Here is a 20,476-nt window from a genome sequence, read left to right as displayed (position 1 = left end):
GCTCGATGGCGCCATCCATGGCGCCAACGGTCCTGCAACGGCCCACCCGTCCCGCCTGTCAGGTTTCCTGCGGGCGCGGACGGGAAGGGCGGAATCAAGGGCAAGAGCAAAAGCAAAAAAGGCAGCCGATGGCTGCCTTTTTTGCTTGTGGGGTTGCTTGTGGGGTCGGATCCCTTTGCGTAGCAAAGGGCTCTGACCCCAGCTCTTGATCCTGCCTTTGCTCACCCTTCCGCCGCGCGGAATGATGGATGGCACGGGTGGGTGAGGCTGACCGGGACTGTCAGCGGCATGGATGCCGCTGCCAAGCCCCCAGGGACGGGTTCACGGCGTGTCCCGGGCAGTCTCATCCACCCGGGCCCCACCGCCAGCAATCAGCCGGCAACGCCTTGAACCTTACAGCGCCTCGAAAATACCCGCCGCGCCCATGCCGGTGCCGATGCACATCGTCACCATGCCGTACTTCTGCTGGCGACGACGCAGGCCATGCAGCAGGGTCGCGGTGCGGATCGCGCCGGTCGCGCCCAGCGGGTGGCCCAGGGCGATCGCGCCGCCCAGAGGGTTGACCTTGGCCGGGTCCAGGCCGCAGTCGCGGATCACCGCCAGCGACTGCGCGGCGAAGGCTTCGTTGAGCTCGATCCAGTCCAGCTGGTCCTGGGTCAGGCCGGCCTGCTTCAGTGCCTTCGGGATCGCGGCGATCGGGCCGATGCCCATCACTTCCGGGCGCACGCCGGCCACCGAGAAGCTGACGAAACGCGCCAGCGGGGTCAGGCCGTAATCCTTGATCGCCTGCTCCGAGGCCAGCAGCACGGCGCCGGCGCCGTCGCTCATCTGCGACGAGTTGCCGGCGGTGACGGTGCCGCCGAACTGGCCGTTGCGGAACACCGGGCGCAGCTTGGCCAGGCCCTCGGCCGAGGAATCCGGGCGCGGGCCTTCGTCGGTGTCGGCGATCTTGTTGCGGGTGATGATGCGCTGGCCATCGGCCAGGTCCGGCAGGTGCGAGACGATCTCGTACGGGCTGATCTCGTCCTTGAATTCGCCGTTCTGGATCGCGGCCATGGCCTTCTGGTGCGAGGCCAGGGCGAAGGCGTCCTGGTCTTCGCGCGAGACCTTCCACTCTTCGGCCACCTTTTCGGCGGTGATGCCCATGCCGTAGGCGATGGCCACGTGGTCGTTGTCGAACACGCTCGGTGCCATCGCGATCTTGTTGCCCATCATCGGCACCATCGACATCGACTCGGTGCCGCCGGCCAGCATCAGGTCGGCGTTGCCCAGGCGGATCGCGTCGGCGGCCTGCGCCACGGCCTGCAGGCCGGAGGAGCAGAAGCGGTTCACGGTCTGCGCGGCGATGGTGTTGGGCAGGCCGGCCAGCAGCACGCCGATGCGCGCCACGTTCATGCCCTGCTCGGCTTCGGGCATGGCGCAGCCGATGATCGCGTCATCGATGCGGTTGACGTCCACGCCCGGGGCCTGGGCGACGACGCTGCGCAGCACGTGCGCAAGCATGTCGTCGGGGCGGGTGTTGCGGAACATGCCCTTGGGCGCCTTGCCAACCGGGGTGCGGGTGGCGGCGACGATGTAGGCGTCCTGGATTTGCTTGGTCATTGCAATGATCTCTTGAATAGGGGTTGGAAGAGGTTGTCGGCCAGCGGCCGGCACTACCGATGTCTTCCGTCAGTTCCGCAGCGGCTTGCCGGTCTTCAGCATGTGCGCGATGCGGGCCTGGGTCTTTTCTTGCTGGGCCAGTTCGACGAAGTGCTTGCGCTCCAGGGTCAGCAGCCATTCTTCGTCGACCAGGGTGCCGCGATCGACCTTGCCGCCGCACAGCACGGTGGCGATGCGCTCGGCGATCTCGTAGTCGTACGGGCTGATGAAGCGGCCTTCCAGCATGTTGACCAGCATCATCTTGAAGGTGGCGATGCCGACGTCACCGGCCACCTGGATGCGGCGTGCCGGCAGCGGCGGGCGGTAGCCCGCTTCGGCCAGGGCGCGTGCTTCGGCCTTCGCGATGTGCAGGGCCTCGTAGCTGTTGAACACCACCTTGTCGGTGCTGCGCAGCAGGCCCAGTTCCTTGGCGTTGACCGCCGAGTTGGACACCTTGGCCATCGCCACGGTCTCGAAGGTCTTCTTCAGTTCGGCGAACACGTCGCCACCCGGGCCCGCGGCCTGCGAGGCGCGCACGGCCAGTTCCTTCAGGCCGCCACCGGCCGGCAGCAGGCCGACGCCGGCCTCGACCAGGCCGATGTAGCTTTCCAGGAAGGCCACGGTCTTGGCGCTGTGCATCTGGAACTCGCAGCCGCCACCCAGGGCCAGGCCACGCACGGCGGCCACCACCGGCACCAGCGAATACTTGATGCGCTGGCTGGTGCGCTGGAAGTTGGCGACCATTTCTTCGAACTGGTCGACCTTGCCGGCCTGCAGCAGGCCGAGCGCACCGGCCAGGTCGGCACCGGCGGAGAAGGGCTCCTTCTGCTGCCAGATCACCAGGCCCTGGAAGTCCTTCTCGGCGCGGCTGACGCACTCCTGCAGGCCGTCCAGCACCTGGTCGGACACGGTGTTCATCTTGGTCTTGAAGCTGACCACCGCGATGCCATCGCCGTCATGCCACATGCGCAGGCCGTCGTTCTCGAACACGGTCTCGCCCGGCGCGAAGGTCTCGCCCAGCAGCGGGTCCGGGAAGCGCTGGCGCTGGTACACCGGCAGCGACGAGCGCGGCAGCTTGGCGTTGCGCGACGGGCTGTAGCTGCCTTCGGCGGCATGCACGCCGTCGCGGCCATCGAACACCCAGTCCGGCAGCGGCGCATTGCTCATGCTCTTGCCGGCGACGATGTCATCGGCGATCCACTGTGCCACCTGCTTCCAGCCGGCGGCCTGCCAGGTTTCGAACGGGCCCAGCGACCAGCCGTAGCCCCAGCGGATGGCCAGGTCGACGTCGCGCGCGGTCTCGGCGATGTCGGCCAGGTGGTAGGCGCTGTAGTGGAACAGGTCGCGGAAGGTCGCCCACAGGAACTGCGCCTGCGGATGCTGGCTTTCGCGCAGCTTGGCGAACTTCTCGGCCGGATTCTTGATCTTCAGGATCTCGACCACTTCCGGGGCGGCGGTGCGCTCGGCCGGGCGGTAGTCCTGCTTCTCCAGGTCCAGCACGACGATGTCCTTGCCGACCTTGCGGAAGATGCCGGCACCGGTCTTCTGGCCCAGCGCGCCCTTGGCGATCAGCGCGTCCAGCCACTTCGGCGACTTGAAGAATGCATGCCACGGGTCGTTCGGCAGGGTGTCGCCCATGGTCTTGATGACGTGGGCCATGGTGTCCAGGCCGACCACGTCGGAGGTGCGGTAGGTGGCCGACTTCGGGCGGCCGACCAGCGGGCCGGTCAGGCCGTCCACTTCATCGAAGCCCAGGCCGAACTGCTGGGTGTGGTGGATGGTCGACAGGATCGAGAACACGCCGATGCGGTTGCCGATGAAGTTCGGGGTGTCCTTGGCGTACACCACGCCCTTGCCCAGGGTGGTGACCAGGAATTCTTCCAGGCCTTCCAGCACGGCGGCATCGGTGGTGGTGGCCGGGATCAGCTCGGCCAGGTGCATGTAGCGCGGCGGGTTGAAGAAGTGCACGCCGCAGAAGCGGTGGCGCAGCTGTTCGGGCAGCACGTCGGCCAGCTTGTTGATGCCCAGGCCGGAGGTGTTGGAGGCCAGCACCGCGTGGTCGGCCACGAACGGCGCGATCTTCTTGTACAGGTCCTGCTTCCAGTCCATGCGCTCGGCGATGGCCTCGATGATCAGGTCGCAGTCCTTCAGCTGCTCCAGGCCGGAGTCGTAGTTGGCCGGGGTGATGGCTTCGGCCAGCGACTTGCTGGCCAGCGGCGCCGGGCTCAGCTTGCCCAGGTTGGCGATCGCCTTCAGCACGATGCCGTCGGCCGGGCCTTCCTTCGCAGGCAGGTCGAACAGCACGGTGTCGACGCCCGCGTTGGTGAGGTGGGCGGCGATCTGGGCACCCATGACGCCGGCACCCAGCACGGCGGCGCGGCGGACTAGCAGGGAATTGGACATGGTGTAAGGCCTTTGTTGGTCAGCAGTTACTGGGTGGAATCAAGGGAAGCGGGCAGGGCGCTGGCGCGTGCGGCGGCGCGGAACCCGGCTTCGGCGAAATGGATCAGTTCGTGGGCGGCATGGGCACGATGCGCCGCTTCGGTGACACCGGCGGGACGCTTGATCAGCCCGAAGTCGGCCATGGCGTAGGTGAGCGAACCGGCCAGGAAGTCCAGGCGCCAGTACAGCTCTTCCTTGCTCAGGCCGGGCGCGCATTCGGCAATGGCCTTGCCGAACGCACGCAGCACGTGGCCGTAGTGGTCGGACAGGAACTTGCGCAGGTTGTCGTTCTTCTCGGCGTAGGCGCGGGCGATCACGCGCACGAAAGCGCCGCCGTTCTGGCGGTCCTGGGCCAGTGCCAGTGCCGGTTCGACGAAGGCGGCCAGCACCGGGCGCAGCTGCCCGGGGTGTTCGCTGCGGGCGCGCTCGAGCTGCGCCAGACGGGCGCCGGTCATCTCGTCCATGCGGCGGCGGAATACCTCGTTGACCAGGTTTTCCTTGGAGCCGAAGTGGTAGTTGACCGCTGCGATGTTGACGTCGGCCTGGCTGGTCACCTGGCGCAGCGAGGTACCGGCGAAGCCGTGCTGTGCGAACAGCTCCTCGGCCGCGCCGAGGATCCGGTCCTTGGTCGAGAAGTGGGCGGGTTTGGCCATCGGCGGGCAGACCTTAATCAAACGATTGTTTGATACTAGGACCAGACGGTAGCGTATGGCATTTTGCAGTGCAGCAAAATCGGCCGGTCCGGTCAGATTTCACTCAGGTGGGTGAATGGGGTAGGGTCGGCCGCTGGCCGGCAGCCCCGCGGTTGAATGGCGCCCAATGCCGGCCAGCGGCCGGCACTACCACGCCAGCGCTTTATCTTTTACAATTCGCCTACGTTTATCAGGCTAAGCCCGCGTCCCGACGCGGGTTTTTTTCATGTTACCCTTCGGGCCATCAGCGGCCCGATTCCATTGGAGACATCCCATGGCGCTGGAGCGCACCCTTTCGATCATCAAGCCGGACGCCGTTGCCAAGAACGTCATCGGCGAAATCTACGCCCGCTTCGAGAAGGCCGGCCTGAAGGTCGTGGCCGCCAAGTACAAGCAGCTGTCGCGCCGTGAAGCCGAAGGCTTCTACGCCGTGCACCGCGAGCGTCCGTTCTTCAACGCGCTGGTCGAGTTCATGATCTCCGGCCCGGTGATGATCCAGGCCCTGGAAGGCGAGAACGCCGTCCTGGCCCACCGCGACCTGCTGGGCGCCACCAACCCGAAGGAAGCCGCGCCGGGCACCATCCGCGCCGACTTCGCCGAATCCATCGATGCCAACGCCGCCCACGGCTCGGACTCGGTCGAGAATGCCGCGATTGAAATCGCCTACTTCTTCGCCGCCACCGAAGTCGTCTCGCGCTGAGAGTAATGCCGTGAACGAGGTCGTACAGTCCCCCGCCATCCAGCCGCTGCCGAAGTCGGCACCCACGGCTGGCAAGCAGAACCTGCTCGACCTCGATCGCGCGGGCCTGGAGAAGTTCTTCGTCGAGGTTCTCGGCGAAAAGAAGTTCCGTGCCCACCAGGTGATGAAGTGGATCCACCATCGCTACGTCACCGACTTCGATGAAATGACCGATCTCGGCAAGGTCCTGCGCGCCAAGCTGCAGGCCCATGCCGAGGTCGTTGTCCCCAACATCGTGTTCGACAAGCCCTCCGCCGACGGCACCCACAAGTGGCTGCTGGCGATGGGCGTGGATGGCAAGAACGCCATCGAGACCGTGTACATCCCGGACAAGACCCGCGGCACGCTGTGCGTGTCCTCGCAGGTCGGCTGCGGCCTGAACTGCACGTTCTGCTCCACCGCCACCCAGGGCTTCAACCGCAACCTGACCACCGCCGAGATCATCGGCCAGGTGTGGGTCGCCGCGCGCCACCTGGGCAACGTGCCGCACCAGATGCGCCGCCTCACCAACGTGGTGATGATGGGCATGGGCGAGCCGCTGATGAATTTCGACAACGTCGTGCGCGCCATGAGCGTGATGCGCGACGACCTGGGCTACGGCCTGGCCAACAAGCGCGTGACCCTGTCGACCTCCGGCCTGGTGCCGCAGATCGACCGCCTGTCCGCCGAGAGCGACGTGTCGCTGGCGGTGTCGCTGCATGCGCCGAACGACGCGCTGCGCGAGACCCTGGTGCCGCTCAACAAGAAGTACCCGATCGCCGAGCTGATGGCCTCCTGCGCCCGCTACCTGCGCGCCAACAAGCGCCGCGAATCGGTCACCTTCGAATACACGCTGATGAAGGGCATCAACGACAAGCCCGAGCATGCCCGCGAGCTGGCGCGCCTGATGCGCCAGTTCGACAACGCGGTGCAGGCCAAGGATTCGGGCAAGGTCAACCTGATCCCGTTCAATCCGTTCCCGGGCACCCGCTACGAGCGTTCCGAGGAGGCCAACATCCGCGCCTTCCAGAAGATCCTGCTCGACAGCAACGTGCTGACCATGGTGCGCCGCACCCGTGGCGACGACATCGACGCCGCCTGTGGCCAGCTCAAGGGCCAGGTGATGGACCGCACCCGCCGCCAGGCGGAGTTCAACAAGACGCTGCAGGCGGGGAAGGGGAGCGATGCCGCAGCCTGACCGCCTCTGGCTGGTGCTGTGCGCAGGCGTGCTGGCCGTCGCGGTCGGTGGCTGCAAATCCCATCCCAAGGCCAAGCTCGGCCCGAGCCAGGCCCCGGTCTATTCGGTCGGTGACCCGGAAAGCGTCCGGCGCGAAGTGCGCTGGCGCGACCTGCTGACGCTGGCGACCCGCGATCTGCAGGTCGGCAACCTCGATGCCGCCGAGCGCAAGGTGCGCGACGCGCTGAAACTGGCGCCCGAGGCCCCCGACGCGCTGGTGCTGCAGGCCGGTATCGACGACCGTCGTGGCCGCACCCGGCAGGCCGGCGAAAACTTCCGCAAGGCCGCCGAACTGGCGCCGCAGCGCGGCGACGTGCTCAACAACTACGGTGCCTGGCTGTGCCAGCAGGGCCGGCCGGCCGAATCGCTGGTCTGGTTCGACCGCGCGCTGCAGGCGCCGGGCTATCCCACCCCGGGCGAAGCGCAGGCCAATGCCGGCAGTTGCGCACTGGATGCGGGCCAGCTTGAACGTGCCGAACGCGACCTGCGTGCGGCGCTCGTGGCGGCCCCGGCCAACCCGGTCGCGCTGGAGTCGATGGCCCAGCTGAGCTACCGCCAGGGCCGCTACATGGAAGCCCGGGCCTTCGCCGAACGTAGGATTGCGGCTGCACCCGCAACGCGTTCCGTGTTACAACTTGCGTCTCAAATCGAAGTGAAGCTGGGCGATCGGGCGGCATCTGATCGTTATCTGCAGCGGATTCGACAGGAATTTCCGCAGGAAGCGGGCTCCTAACTCCAGGGTTGATGCATTGTGATTGATGACCAGACTGTGAGCGCTCTCGAGACTGCGGCCGGCTGCGGCACCCGCCTGCGCCAGGCCCGTGAAGCGGCCGGACTGACCCTCGAAGATGTCGGCTCGCGCCTGCGCATGCCGGTCCAGGTGGTCAAGTCGCTGGAAGAGGAACAATGGCAGAAGCTGGGGGCGCCGGTGTTCGTGCGTGGCCAGCTGCGCAGCTATGCGCGCCTGCTCGACGTGGACGTGGGCCAGCTGCTGGAACAGGCCCAGGTCGGCCCGGTGGTTCCGCCCACCCTGGTCAGTCATACCCATACCCCGCGTGCGCGCCGCATCGCCGAGAACCTCGGCCGGCGCGTGCTGTATGTCGGCATCACCGCAGTCCTGGCAGTGCCGGTGTGGTTCGCCACCCGTGGCCATTTCGACGACAGCGCCACTCCGTCGCCGAACACCGCCTCGCTGGATGCGATCCCGGCCGCCGTGCCGGTGACCCCGGCCGCCGCCGGTACCGACGCCGCGGCCCCGGCTGACACGGCCACCGCCCCGGCCAGCAAGCCGGCCGCCACCCCGTACGTGGCCTCGCTGGCCCCGGTGCCGCGTCCGGTCCCGGCCCCGGCAGCGGCTGGCAACACGCTGGAAATGCAGTTCAGCGGCGACAGTTGGGTCGACATCGGCGGCCCGGACGGCAGCACCGTCGAGAAGGCGCTGATCAGGTCCGGCGAAACCCGCAGCTTCACGCCGGGCCAGGTGACCCGGGTGACCCTGGGCAACGCCTCGGCGGTCCAGGTTCAGCAGAACGGCGCTATCGTCGATCTGACCCCCTACCAGCGAGCCAACGTGGCACGCTTTCAGGTATCCTCTGAAGGCTCCGTTGTCCCGGTTTCGCACTGAGGCGCGGTTTCACCACCTTCGATAATCCCAATGGTCCCTCCCGATGGGCGGGGCGAGAGTACGCATGGCGATCGACGATCTGCTCGACGAGCACGAACAAAGTGAACGCGTCCGCAGCTGGCTGCGGAAGAATGGCGCCAGCATCCTCGGTGGCGTAGTCATCGCCATCGGTGCCATTGCCGGCTGGCAGTGGTACCAGAAGGATCAGGGCGGCAAGCTGGCCTCGGCCAATGTCGAGTACCAGAAGGCCCTGCAGGGCCTGCAGCAGAACAAGCTTGACGACGCCGCCAAGGCGGTCAAGGCGCTCGAAGCCGGCCCGTCCAGCATCTACGGCGACCTCGCAGCGCTGCAGCTGGCCAAGGCCCAGGTCGACGCTGGCAAGAACGAAGAAGCGCTGGCGACCCTGCGCAATGTGAAGGTCGAAGGCGACCTGCAGCGCGTGGTTGACCAGCGCGTGGCCCGCCTGCTGGTGGCCACCGGCAAGAGCGACGAGGCCATCAAGCTGCTGGGCAGCGCCACCGACAGCAGCAGCCTGGAAATCCATGGCGATGCGCTGATGGCGCAGGGCAAGCGTGATGAGGCCCGTGCACAGTACGAGAAGGCGCTGAAGACGCTGGACGTGGCAGCGCCGCAGCGGCGCCTGCTGGAAACCAAGGTTATGGACGCCGGCGGCACCGTCGCCGCCCCTGCGGAGTCGGTTTGATGAGTCAGAAGGTCATGATCACCCGCGTCGCCACCGTGCTCCTGATGGGCATGGCCCTGACCGGCTGCAGCACCATGAAGGGCTGGTTCGCCGGCAAGGACGCGGCCGCGAAGAAGGCACAGGAACCGGCTGAGCTGGTCAAGTTCGAGCCGACCGTGAAGGTCAGCAAGGTCTGGTCGGTCAACCTCGGCAAGGGCGAGCGCCGCATCGGCGTGCGCCAGGGCCCGGCGGTCGCCAACGGCCACGTGTTCGCTGCGGCGATCACCGGTGGCGTGCACGCCATCGACCTGCAGACCGGCAAGAAGGTCTGGACCTGGGAGCCGAAGAAGGAAAAGAAGAAGGCCAAGCTGCGCCTGTCCGGCGGCCCGGGTGTCGGTGAGAACCTGGTCGTGATCGGCACGCTGGATGGCCAGGTCATCGCGCTGGACATCAACGACGGCAGCGAGAAGTGGCGCGCCCGTGTCCCGGGTGAAGTCATTGCCGCGCCGGCCGTGGCCCAGGGCCTGGTCTACGTGCGCAGCAACGATGGCCGCGTCACCGCCTTCGATGCCGGCAACGGCACCCAGAAGTGGTTCAACCCGAGCGAGCTGCCGGCGCTGACCGTGCGCGGCAACGCGCCGGTGGTGACCGGTCCGGGCGTGCTGTTCATCGGCAAGGACGAGGGCGCGGTTGCCGCCCTGGCCCAGCAGGATGGCCGCACCCTGTGGGAGCAGAACCTGGGCAACGGCGAAGGCCGTACCGAGCTGGAGCGCATGGCCGACGTCGATGGCGCGCCGGTGCTGGAGGGCAACACCCTCTACGTGAGCAGCTTCAAGAACCAGACCATGGCCATCGAAGGCCCGACCGGTCGCCCCCTGTGGGCGCGCGACCATGGCGGTGCGGGCGGCGTGGCGGTGTCGTCGGGCAATGTGTTCGTCACCGACAACAAGGGCGGCGTGTTCGGCCTGGACAAGGCCAGCGGCGCAGCGATGTGGTCGCAGACCGCCTTGGCCCGTCGTTCGCTGACCGGCCCGGCGCTGCAGGGCGACTACGTGGTGGTCGGCGACTACAAGGGATACGTGCACTGGTTGCAGACCTCCGATGGTGCGATGGCGGCACGGGCAAAGAGCGGTGGTGATGCCCTGCTGGCCCAGCCGGTCGTCGCAGACGGGGTGCTGCTGGTGCAGAACGTGGATGGCAAGCTGACCGCCTTCCGGTTGGCAAATTAATACGGAGTAATCGCGATGCTGCCTTTGGTCGCCCTGGTTGGACGGCCGAATGTCGGCAAGTCGACCATTTTCAATGCGTTGACCCGCACGCGTGACGCCCTGGTCCATGACCAGCCCGGCGTCACCCGCGATCGCAACTACGGCGTCTGCCGCCTCGACGAGGACAACCATTTCCTGGTCGTGGATACCGGCGGTATCGCCGGTGAGGACGAAGGCCTGGCCGGTGCCACCACCCGCCAGGCGCGTGCGGCGGCTGCCGAAGCGGACCTGATCCTGTTCGTCGTCGATGCCCGCGAGGGCACCTCGGCGCTGGACGACGAGATCCTGTCCTGGCTGCGCAAGCTGTCGCGCCCGACGCTGCTGCTGATCAACAAGATCGACGGTACCGACGAGGACAGCGTCCGCTCCGAGTTCGCCCGTTACGGTTTCGGCGAGATGCTGACCGTGTCGGCCGCGCATCGCCAGGGCCTGGATGACCTGCTGGACGAAGTGATCCAGCGCCTGCCGGAAGAAGGCAGCGGTGAAGAGCTGGACAACGATCCGAACCGCATCCGCATCGCCTTCGTCGGCCGCCCGAACGTGGGCAAGTCGACCCTGGTCAACCGCATCCTCGGCGAGGAGCGCATGATCGCCTCCGACGTGCCGGGCACCACCCGCGACTCGATCGCGGTGGACCTGGAACGTGATGGCCGCGAATACCGCCTGATCGATACCGCCGGCCTGCGCCGTCGCTCGCGCGTGGACGAGGTCGTCGAGAAGTTCTCGGTGGTCAAGACCATGCAGTCGATCGAGCAGTGCCAGGTGGCCGTGCTGATGCTCGACGCCACCGAAGGCGTGACCGACCAGGACGCCACCGTGCTCGGTGCCGTGCTCGATGCCGGCCGCGCGCTGGTGATCGCCATCAACAAGTGGGATGGCCTGACCGAGTACCAGCGCGAGCAGGCTGAAACCATGCTGTCGCTGAAGCTGGGCTTCGTGCCGTGGGCAGAGTCGGTGCGCATCTCGGCCAAGCATGGCTCGGGCCTGCGCGAGCTGTTCCGTGCGGTGCACCGCGCGCACGAATCGGCGAACAAGACCTTCACCACCAGCGAAGTGAACAAAGCGCTGGAAGTGGCGTACGAGACCAACCCGCCGCCGACCATCCGCGGCCATGTCTCCAAGCTGCGCTACGTGCACCCGGCCGGTTCCAACCCGCCGACCTTCATCGTGCACGGCACCCGCCTGAAGGAACTGCAGGAGTCGTACAAGCGCTACCTGGAGAACTTCTTCCGCAAGCGCTTCAAGCTGATCGGCACGCCGGTGAGCTTCATCTTCCGCGAGGGTACCAACCCGTACGAGGGCAAGAAGAACGTCCTCACCGAGCGGCAGGTCAAGGCCAAGCGGCGCTTGATGAAGCACGTCAAGGGCAAGTGATTCACGGGAAGGCGGCCGCAGGGCCGCCTTTCTTGTTTGTGGTAGTGCTGGCCGCTGGCCGGCAACCTCGCGTCATCCCGTGCGTTCATGGCCATGCCGGCCAGCAGCCGGCAGTCCCCCATGTTTGCAGGTATCGGCCAAGGCGGCCTGCCGCCACGTGCGTGATAATGCGCCCATGAGCATCCCAGAGCTTTCCCCCGCACAGGCACGCGAGCGCCTGGCCCATGGCGCCGTGCTGATCGACGTGCGCGAGGCGCACGAACGGGCCGGCGGCATGGCAGAGGGCGCGCGCGGCGTGTCCAAGGGCGAACTGCAGGCCGACCCGGTCGCGCATCTGCCGCGGCACGACCAGGAGATCCTGCTGATCTGCCAGAGCGGCAAGCGCTCGGCCGATGCCGCGCAGTGCCTGCTGGAGGCTGGATACACCCATGTGGCTTCCGTGACCGGCGGCACCGTGGCCTGGCGCGAGCAGTCGCTGCCGCTGGTGCAGCCGCTGGCCAGCGCCGCCGAGCGTGATTTCTTTGATCGCTATTCGCGCCACCTGCTGCTGCCGCAGGTGGGCGAGGCGGGCCAGCGCCGGCTGCAGCAATCGCGCGTGCTGGTGCTGGGTGCCGGCGGTTTGGGCGCGCCGGCCGGTTTTTACCTGGCGGCAGCCGGGGTAGGGCACCTGCGTTTTGCCGACCACGACCGCGTGGAGCGCAGCAACCTGCACCGCCAAATCGTGCATACCGAAGCCAGCGTCGGCCAGCTCAAGGTCGATTCGGCGCGCGAGCGGTTGCTGGCGTTGAATCCGTCGATCGAGGTCGAGGCGGTGCCCGAGCGGGTCACCTCCGAAAACGTGGATGCGTTGCTGGACGGCGTGGACGTGGTGCTGGATGGGTCGGACAATTTCCCGCTGCGCTACTTGCTCAACGACGCCTGCATCAAGCACGCCAAGCCGCTGGTCTACGCCGCCATCGAGCGCTTTGACGGCCAGGTAAGCGTGTTTGACGCTGGCCGCCAGCGTGGCGTGGCGCCGTGCTACCGCTGCCTGTTCCCCGAGCCGCCGCCGCCGGAGTTCGCGCCGAACTGTTCCGAGGCGGGCGTGCTGGGCGTGCTGCCTGGCCTGGCCGGCGTGCTGCAGGCGACCGAGGTGCTGAAGCTGCTGCTGGGCATCGGTGAGCCACTCGTCGGTCGGCTGCTGCGCTTCGATGCGCTGGGCATGCGATTTCGTGAGACAGGCATCCGGCCCGACCCGAAGTGCCCGGTGTGTGCGGCGGGTGTGCCGTTCCCGGGGTATATCGATTACGCCGCGTTCTGCCGGGGCGGGTGAGTCCGGCCGGGCGTCATCCACGCAGGGCGTGGATCTACAGCGACGTGCATTGGTTTCGGGATGATGCTGGGGCGGTTACCCACCATCGTTCCACCTCCAAGACAATCCGGCGCAACATGCGTGCTATTGCCGTCATCGGCATTGCTCTATTGTTGAACCCGATTCTGGATCTTGGGGAACACACCGCATGGCGGCAGAAGCAGCGACCAGCGAGCTGGTCAAGGTCGTCGCCCTGCTGGGCGCGGCGGTGGTGATGGTGCCCTTGTTCCGCCGGGCCGGCCTGGGCTCGGTGCTGGGCTACTTCGCTGCCGGTCTGGCGATCGGACCGTTCGGCCTGGGCTGGTTCTCCGACCCGCAGGCGATCCTGCATACCGCCGAACTCGGCGTGGTGATGTTCCTGTTCGTGATCGGCCTGGAAATGCGGCCCTCGCACCTGTGGAGCCTGCGCAAGGAAATCTTCGGGCTGGGCACGCTGCAGATCGTCACCTGTGCGCTGGTGCTGACCAGCATCGCCAAGCTGTTCGGCTTCCCCTGGCAGGTTGCCTTCATCGGCGCCACCGGCTTCGTGCTCACCTCCACCGCAGTGGTGATGCAGCTGCTGGCCGAGCGCGGCGACATCGCGCTGCCGTCGGGGCAGAAGATCGTTTCGATCCTGCTGTTCGAAGACCTGTTGATCGTGCCGTTGCTGGCGCTGGTGGCATGGATGGCGCCGAGCGCGGGCAGTGCCGATGGCGAGGGTTCGCGCTGGCTGTCGGTGGCGATCGGCGTGGGCGCCATCGTCGGCCTGGTGCTGGTCGGCCGCTTCCTGCTCAATCCGCTGTTCCGCGTGCTGGCCGAATCGAAGGCGCGTGAGGTGATGACCGCCGCCGCGCTGCTGGTGGTGCTGGGCGCGGCGCTGCTGATGCAGCTGTCCGGCCTGTCGATGGCGATGGGCGCGTTCCTGGCCGGCGTGCTGCTGAGCGAATCGACCTTCCGACACCAGATTGAGGCGGACATCGAGCCGTTCCGCGGCATCCTGCTGGGCCTGTTCTTCCTCAGCGTCGGCATGGCGCTGGACCTGGGCGTGGTGGCCGGCAACTGGCCGCTGATCCTCGGCCTGGTGCTGGCGCTGATGGCAGCCAAGGCGCTGTGCATCTACGTGGTCGCGCGCATCATGGGCAGCGACCACGCGCAGGCGCTGGACCGGGGCGTGCTGATGGCACAGGGCGGCGAGTTCGCCTTCGTGCTGTTCTCTGCCGCCGCATCGGCCGGCGTGATCAACCTGGAGATCAATGCCAACTTCACCGCGGTGGTGGTGCTGTCGATGGCGCTGACCCCGCTGGTGGTGCTGGTCTACAAGCGCATCGCACCGAAGCCGACGGTGAACATGGACGGCGTGGACGAGGCCGAGGGCCTGTCCGGCAGCGTGCTGCTGATCGGCTTCGGCCGCTTCGGCCAGGTGGCCAGCCAGTCGTTGCTGGCGCGCGACGTGGACGTGACCATCATCGACAACGATGTAGAGATGATCCAGAGCGCCGCGCGCTTCGGTTTCAAGATCTATTACGGCGACGGAACGCGACTGGACGTGCTGCATGCCTCGGGCGCGGCCACCGCGCGTGCGATTGCGGTGTGCGTGGACAAGGCCGAGGCCGCCGACCGCATCGTCGAACTGGTGTCGCACGAGTTCCCGCAGGCGAAGCTGATGGTGCGCTCGTTCGACCGCGAACATTCGCTGCGGCTGATCCATGCCGGTGTCGATTTCCAGATCCGCGAGACGTTTGAATCGGCGGTGCTGTTCGGCCAAGCCGCGCTGGTGGAACTGGGTGCGGATGAGGATGACGCGGTGGAGATTGCCGAGCAGATCCGCCGCCGCGATGCCGAGCGTTTCGAGTTGGAAATTGCCGGTGGTGGTTTGAATGCCGGCGCCAAGATGGTGTTCGGCAACTCCGGCCAGGGCGTGCCGACGCCGACGCCGTTCACCGCGCCGAAGCGGGCAAGCAAGACGTTGAACCCGCAGGACGTGCCGGAAGAGGAAGAATAAAGCCCGGTCGCTGATCGCTTGGTAGTGCCGGCCGCTGGCCGGCGGATGCGCGAACGTTCCGATGTCATGGGGGTGCCGGCCAGCGGCCGGCACTACCGTGTGGGGAATTGCCGAAGCCGGTGGTTGGTCGTGCCGGCCGCTGGGCGGCAGATGCGCAAGCGTTCCGACGTCATGGGGGTGCCGGCCAGCGGCCGGCACTACCGTGTGGGGAATTGCCGAAGCCGGCGGTTGGTCGTGCCGGCCGCTGGCCGGCGGATGCGGAAACGTTCCGACGTCATGGGGTTGCCGGCCAGCGGCCGGCACGACCGTGCGGGGAATTGCCGAGGCCGGCGGTTGGTAGTGCCGGCCGCTGGCCGGCAGATGCGCAGACGTTCCGGCGTCATGGGGGGTGCCGGCCAGCGGCCGGCACTACCGTGTGGGGAATTGCCGAAGCCGGCGGTTGGTCGTGCCGGCCGCTGGCCGGCGGATGCGGAAACGTTCCGACGTCATGGGGTGCCGGCCAGCGGCCGGCACTACCGTCTTGGGAATTGCCGAAGCCGGCGGTTGGTAGTGCCGGCCGCTGGCCGGCAAATGCGCGAACGTTCCGGCGTCATGGGAGTGCCGGCCAGCGGCCGGCACTACCGTGTGGGGAATTGCCGAAGCCGGCGGTTGGTCGTGCCGGCCGCTGGCCGGCAAATGCGGAAACGTTTCGACGTCATGGGGGTGCCGGCCAGCGGCCGGCACTACCGTGTGGGGAATTGCCGAAGCCGGTGGTTGGTCGTGCCGGCCGCTGGCCGGCAGATGCGCAAACGTTCCGAGGTCATGAGGTTGCCGGCCAGCGGCCGGCACTACCGGTGCGCGGAGTCGGCGCACGGCGGTGGGCGAGGGGGCCTGAATCAGGGACAATAGCGTCCCCGCCGCTCCACGCCTGCCCCCGATGACTGATTCCGCCGCCCCGCATTCTGCCCGCATCCTTGATGGCCGCCGCATCGCCGAGGACCTGCTCGACAGCCTGAAGGTGCGCGTCGACGCCCGCGTGGCCGCTGGTGGCAGCCGCCCGGGCCTGGCCGTGGTGCTGGTCGGCGGCGACCCGGCCTCGACGGTGTACGTGCGCAACAAGCGCCGCGCCGCCGAGAAGGTCGGCATCGAGGCGCACGACTACGACCTGCCGGCCGGTACCACCGAGGCCGAGCTGCTCGACCTGATCGACCAGCTCAACGCCGATCCGAAGATCAACGGCATCCTGATCCAGCTGCCGCTGCCGGGCATCCCCGATGCGCGCCGGCTGATCCAGCGCATCGACCCGCGCAAGGACGTGGACGGCTTCCACCCGGAAAACGTCGGCCACCTGGCCCTGCGCGAGTTCGGCCTGCGCCCGTGCACCCCGCGCGGCATCACCACGCTGCTGGGCCACACCGACCAGCCGGTACGCGGCCGCAATGCCACCATCGTCGGCGTCAGCAACCACGTCGGCCGCCCGATGGGCCTGGAGCTGCTCATTGCCGGCTGCACCGTGACCAGCTGCCACAAGTTCACCCCCAAGGACGTGCTGGAACAGGCCGTGCGCAACGCCGACATCCTGGTGGTGGCGGTGGGCCGCCCCGGCATCGTGCCGGGCGAGTGGGTGAAGCCGGGCGCGGTGGTGATCGACGTCGGTATCAATCGCCTGGACGATGGCCGCCTGGTGGGCGACGTCGGGTTTGAGGCGGCCGCCCAGCGGGCGAGCTGGATCACCCCGGTGCCGGGCGGCGTGGGCCCGATGACCGTGGCCACGCTGATGCAGAACACCCTGGAAGCGGCGGAAGCGCTGAGCTGACGGGTAGGGCCGGCCGCTGGCCTGCCGTGGTAGGTGCCAACCTGGGTTGGCACACATCCATCAGGGCCATCGGCCCATCTGGAGTGCCGGTGCCGGACGGGTCGTGCCAACCCAGGTTGGCGCCCACCAAAGCGGTAGCCGGGCCCCTGAACCAATCGCCGCCGGCGCGACACTGCGTCGCATCTACCCCCTGCCACGCGACGCGAAAACAGGGTAAAATGTCGCGCTTCCCCACATCTCGGGTATGCCGATGCTGCGCATCCAGGCTGAAGCACTCACTTACGACGACGTCTCGCTCGTCCCCGCCCACTCGACCATCCTGCCCAAGGACGTCAACCTCGAAACGCGGTTGACCCGAGACCTGAAGCTGAAGCTTCCGATCCTGTCCGCAGCCATGGACACCGTCACCGAAGCCCGCCTGGCCATCGCCATGGCCCAGCTCGGCGGCATGGGCATCATCCACAAGAATCTCAGCCTGGAACAGCAGGCCGCGGAAGTGGCCAAGGTCAAGAAGTTCGAGGCCGGTGTCATCCGCGACCCGATCACCGTCGGCCCGGAAACCACCATCCGCGACGTGCTGGCCCTGACCCAGGCGCACAACATCTCCGGCGTGCCGGTGGTGGGCAGCGACGGCCTGCTGGCCGGCATCGTGACCCACCGCGACATGCGCTTCGAGACCGAGCTGGACGACCCGGTCCGCCACATCATGACCAAGAAGGATCGCCTGATCACGGTCAAGGAAGGCGCTGCGTCTGATGAAGTGCTGCAGCTGCTGCACCGCAACCGCATCGAAAAGGTGCTGGTGGTCAATGATTCCTTCGAACTGCGTGGCCTGATCACCGTCAAGGACATCCAGAAGAACACCGACTTCCCGAATGCTGCCAAGGATCTGTCGACCCGCCTGCTGGTCGGCGCTGCCGTCGGCGTGGGTGGCGATACCGATCGCCGCGTGGAAGCGCTGGTCGCCGCCGGCGTGGACGTGATCGTGGTCGATACCGCGCACGGCCACTCGCAGGGCGTGCTGGACCGCGTCAGCTGGGTCAAGAAGAACTTCCCGAACGTGCAGGTCATCGGTGGCAACATCTGCACCGGCGAAGCCGCACTGGCGCTGCTGGACAGCGGCGCTGACGCAGTCAAGGTCGGCATCGGCCCGGGCTCGATCTGCACCACCCGCGTCGTCGCCGGCGTCGGCGTGCCGCAGGTCACCGCCATTGATCTGGTGGCCGAAGCGCTGCAGGACCGCATCCCGCTGATCGCCGACGGTGGCATCCGCTACTCCGGCGACATCGGCAAGGCGCTGGCTGCCGGTGCCTCGACCATCATGGTCGGTGGCCTGCTGGCCGGTACCGAGGAATCGCCGGGCGAGACCGAGCTGTACCAGGGCCGTTCGTACAAGAGCTACCGCGGCATGGGTTCGCTGGCTGCCATGGAGAAGGGGTCGAAGGACCGCTACTTCCAGGACGCCGCTACTGCCGACAAGCTGGTGCCGGAAGGCATCGAAGGCCGCGTGCCGTACCGCGGCCCGGTGGGCGGCATCATCCACCAGCTGATGGGCGGCCTGCGCGCCACCATGGGCTACGTGGGCTGCGCCACCATCGACGAGATGCGCAGCAAGCCCAAGTTCGTGAAGATCAGCGGCGCCGGCCAGCGTGAGAGCCACGTCCACGACGTGACGATCACCAAAGAGCCGCCGAACTACCGCGCCTGACGCGGGCCGAGCAAAGAGGAACGGGGAAGCACTTCCCGTTCCTCTTTCTCCATCTGCCGCCGTAAATCTGATTTCGTTTTCCCTACTGCATTGCCGGGGCGCCATGACCAACATCCATAACGACAAGATCCTCATCCTCGATTTCGGCGCGCAGTACACGCAGCTGATTGCCCGCCGCATCCGCGAGCTGGGCGTCTACTGCGAAATCTGGGCGTGGGACCACAACCCGGCCGAGATCGCGGCGTTTGGCGCCAAGGGCATCATCCTGTCCGGTGGCCCGGAATCGACCACGCTGCCGGGTGCGCCGGCCGCGCCGCAGGAAGTGTTCGACAGCGGCCTGCCGATCTTCGGCATCTGCTACGGCATGCAGACGCTGGCCGCGCAGCTGGGCGGTGCTACCGAAGCGGCGGACCAGCGCGAGTTCGGCCACGCCGAAGTGAACGTGATCAACCCGGATGCACTGTTCAAGGGCCTGAGCGACCACGGCGGCGAGCCGAAGCTGAATGTCTGGATGAGCCACGGCGACCACGTCTCCGTTGCACCGCCGGGCTTCACCATCACCGCCACCACCGACCGCATTCCGGTGGCCGCCATGGCCAATGAAGAGAAGCGCTGGTACGGCGTGCAGTTCCACCCGGAAGTGACCCACACGCTGCAGGGCCAGGCGCTGCTGCGCCGCTTCGTGGTGGATGTTTGCGGCTGCCAGACCCTGTGGACCGCCGCCAACATCATCGACGACCAGATCGCCCGCGTGCGCGAACAGGTGGGCGATGACGAGGTGATCCTGGGCCTGTCCGGCGGCGTCGATTCGTCCGTGGTGGCCGCGCTGCTGCACAAGGCCATCGGCGAGAAGCTGACCTGCGTGTTCGTGGATACCGGCCTGCTGCGCTGGCAGGAAGGCGACCAGGTGATGGCGATGTTCGCCGAGCACATGGGCGTGAAGGTCGTGCGCGTGAATGCCGCCGACCGTTACTTCGCCGCGCTGGAAGGCGTGAGCGACCCGGAAGCCAAGCGCAAGATCATCGGCAACCTGTTCGTCGAGATCTTCGACGAAGAGTCGAACAAGCTGAAGAACGCCAAGTGGCTGGCGCAGGGCACCATCTACCCGGACGTGATCGAGTCGGCCGGCAGCAAGACCGGCAAGGCGCATGTGATCAAGAGCCACCACAACGTGGGCGGCCTACCGGAGCACATGAAGCTGGGCCTGGTGGAGCCGCTGCGCGAACTGTTCAAGGACGAAGTGCGCCGCCTGGGCGTTGAGCTGGGCCTGCCGCGCACCATGGTCTACCGCCATCCGTTCCCGGGCCCCGGCCTGGGCGTGCGTATCCTTGGCGAAGTGAAGCGCGAGTACGCCGAGCTGCTGGCCAAGGCCGACGCCATCTTCATTGATGAGCTGCGCAAGGCCGACCTGTACGACAAGACCAGCCAGGCGTTTGCTGTGTTCCTGCCGGTGAAGTCGGTGGGCGTGGTGGGCGATGCGCGTGCTTATGAGTGGGTGATTGCGCTGCGGGCCGTGGAGACGATCGACTTCATGACGGCGCATTGGGCGCATCTGCCGTATGAGTTCCTGGGGACGGTGAGCAACCGGATCATCAATGAGTTGCGGGGGGTGTCGCGGGTTGTCTATGACATCTCGGGGAAGCCGCCGGCTACTATTGAGTGGGAGTGAGTTGAAAGAAGGAGGGCGCCGAGAGGCGCCCTTGTTTTTTTAGACTCGGGAAACTTGGCGTGCCCTTTACCCACGACCGCACGTCCAACTCCGGTTCGTTTGGCGTCGAATCGCGGAAGACTTACGATGCGTTTCCTTGGCCACTGGACCGAAAAAATCGGCTGTGGCCCAATGGGCACCTGGCACCCTACGGCATGGCCGTCCTGCACTGTTCCCGGGATGTCACTGCGCAGGGAAAAAACATTCTCGAGCAACGCGCCTGATGCGTCTTGCCGAGAGATACACGAACTCGAT

15 protein-coding genes are annotated in these 20,476 nt (G+C 67.0%); 12 read left to right on the top strand and 3 right to left on the bottom strand.

Annotated features, from left to right (window positions below):
• Positions 1-393: 393 nt before the first annotated feature.
• From AC5P9I_RS13095 to AC5P9I_RS13085, 3 genes are all read right to left on the bottom strand, one after another.
• Positions 394-1,602 carry an acetyl-CoA C-acyltransferase gene (locus AC5P9I_RS13095; protein ID WP_019661304.1) on the bottom strand — a complete coding sequence of 403 codons (1,209 nt, stop codon included), beginning with the start codon at positions 1,600-1,602 and terminating at the stop codon, positions 394-396.
• A 69-nt stretch (positions 1,603-1,671) separates the two neighbouring features.
• Positions 1,672-4,044, bottom strand: a complete 2,373-nt coding sequence (locus tag AC5P9I_RS13090) for a 3-hydroxyacyl-CoA dehydrogenase/enoyl-CoA hydratase family protein (protein WP_130768169.1) — start codon at positions 4,042-4,044, stop codon at positions 1,672-1,674.
• A 26-nt stretch (positions 4,045-4,070) separates the two neighbouring features.
• A complete protein-coding gene (locus tag AC5P9I_RS13085) occupies positions 4,071-4,736 on the bottom strand; it encodes a TetR/AcrR family transcriptional regulator (RefSeq protein WP_130768168.1) in 666 nt (221 codons plus the stop codon).
• Between the two features lie 313 nt (positions 4,737-5,049).
• Between AC5P9I_RS13085 and ndk the strand changes: the two genes are divergently transcribed.
• The 12 genes from ndk (at position 5,050) to guaA (ending at position 20,182) form a co-directional block, all read left to right on the top strand.
• The gene (gene ndk, locus AC5P9I_RS13080) at positions 5,050-5,475 is read left to right on the top strand and encodes a nucleoside-diphosphate kinase (protein ID WP_005409295.1); all 426 of its coding nucleotides are present in this window, start codon (positions 5,050-5,052) and stop codon (positions 5,473-5,475) included.
• A gap of 10 nt (positions 5,476-5,485) precedes the next feature.
• Entirely contained in the window at positions 5,486-6,691 is a 1,206-nt protein-coding gene (rlmN, locus tag AC5P9I_RS13075) for a dual-specificity RNA methyltransferase RlmN (protein ID WP_049464712.1), read from the top strand.
• Positions 6,678-7,463: a type IV pilus biogenesis/stability protein PilW gene (gene pilW, locus AC5P9I_RS13070; protein WP_074726039.1), complete on the top strand. Its 786-nt coding sequence runs from the start codon at positions 6,678-6,680 to the stop codon at positions 7,461-7,463. Before rlmN ends, pilW begins: the two co-directional genes overlap by 14 nt.
• Positions 7,464-7,481: 18 nt before the next feature.
• Entirely contained in the window at positions 7,482-8,354 is an 873-nt protein-coding gene (locus AC5P9I_RS13065; RefSeq protein WP_187756767.1) for a RodZ domain-containing protein, read from the top strand.
• A gap of 64 nt (positions 8,355-8,418) precedes the next feature.
• On the top strand, positions 8,419-9,057 hold the full coding sequence (locus tag AC5P9I_RS13060; protein ID WP_014646859.1) for a YfgM family protein: 639 nt from the start codon (positions 8,419-8,421) through the stop codon (positions 9,055-9,057).
• On the top strand, positions 9,057-10,265 hold the full coding sequence (gene bamB, locus AC5P9I_RS13055; RefSeq protein ID WP_049464719.1) for an outer membrane protein assembly factor BamB: 1,209 nt from the start codon (positions 9,057-9,059) through the stop codon (positions 10,263-10,265). Before AC5P9I_RS13060 ends, bamB begins: the two co-directional genes overlap by 1 nt.
• A gap of 15 nt (positions 10,266-10,280) precedes the next feature.
• Positions 10,281-11,678, top strand: coding sequence for a ribosome biogenesis GTPase Der (gene der / locus AC5P9I_RS13050; protein ID WP_053463240.1), 1,398 nt, complete (start codon positions 10,281-10,283; stop codon positions 11,676-11,678).
• 175 nt (positions 11,679-11,853) lie between these two features.
• Complete coding sequence (gene moeB / locus AC5P9I_RS13045) at positions 11,854-12,990, top strand: molybdopterin-synthase adenylyltransferase MoeB (protein WP_130768167.1); 1,137 nt, start codon at positions 11,854-11,856, stop codon at positions 12,988-12,990.
• 187 nt (positions 12,991-13,177) lie between these two features.
• On the top strand, positions 13,178-15,010 hold the full coding sequence (locus AC5P9I_RS13040) for a monovalent cation:proton antiporter-2 (CPA2) family protein (protein ID WP_130768166.1): 1,833 nt from the start codon (positions 13,178-13,180) through the stop codon (positions 15,008-15,010).
• 916 nt (positions 15,011-15,926) lie between these two features.
• Complete coding sequence (gene folD / locus AC5P9I_RS13035; protein ID WP_187756766.1) at positions 15,927-16,805, top strand: bifunctional methylenetetrahydrofolate dehydrogenase/methenyltetrahydrofolate cyclohydrolase FolD; 879 nt, start codon at positions 15,927-15,929, stop codon at positions 16,803-16,805.
• Between the two features lie 250 nt (positions 16,806-17,055).
• Positions 17,056-18,513, top strand: a complete 1,458-nt coding sequence (gene guaB / locus AC5P9I_RS13030) for an IMP dehydrogenase (protein ID WP_014036909.1) — start codon at positions 17,056-17,058, stop codon at positions 18,511-18,513.
• A gap of 103 nt (positions 18,514-18,616) precedes the next feature.
• A complete protein-coding gene (guaA, locus tag AC5P9I_RS13025) occupies positions 18,617-20,182 on the top strand; it encodes a glutamine-hydrolyzing GMP synthase (RefSeq protein WP_005413109.1) in 1,566 nt (521 codons plus the stop codon).
• The last annotated feature ends 294 nt before the right edge of the window (positions 20,183-20,476 follow it).

The sequence above is a fragment of the Stenotrophomonas sp. YJH_SMC_29 genome, from assembly GCF_059371235.1.
The sequence above is the reverse complement of the archived record's forward strand: the minus strand, read 5'-3'. Positions and strand labels throughout refer to the sequence as shown.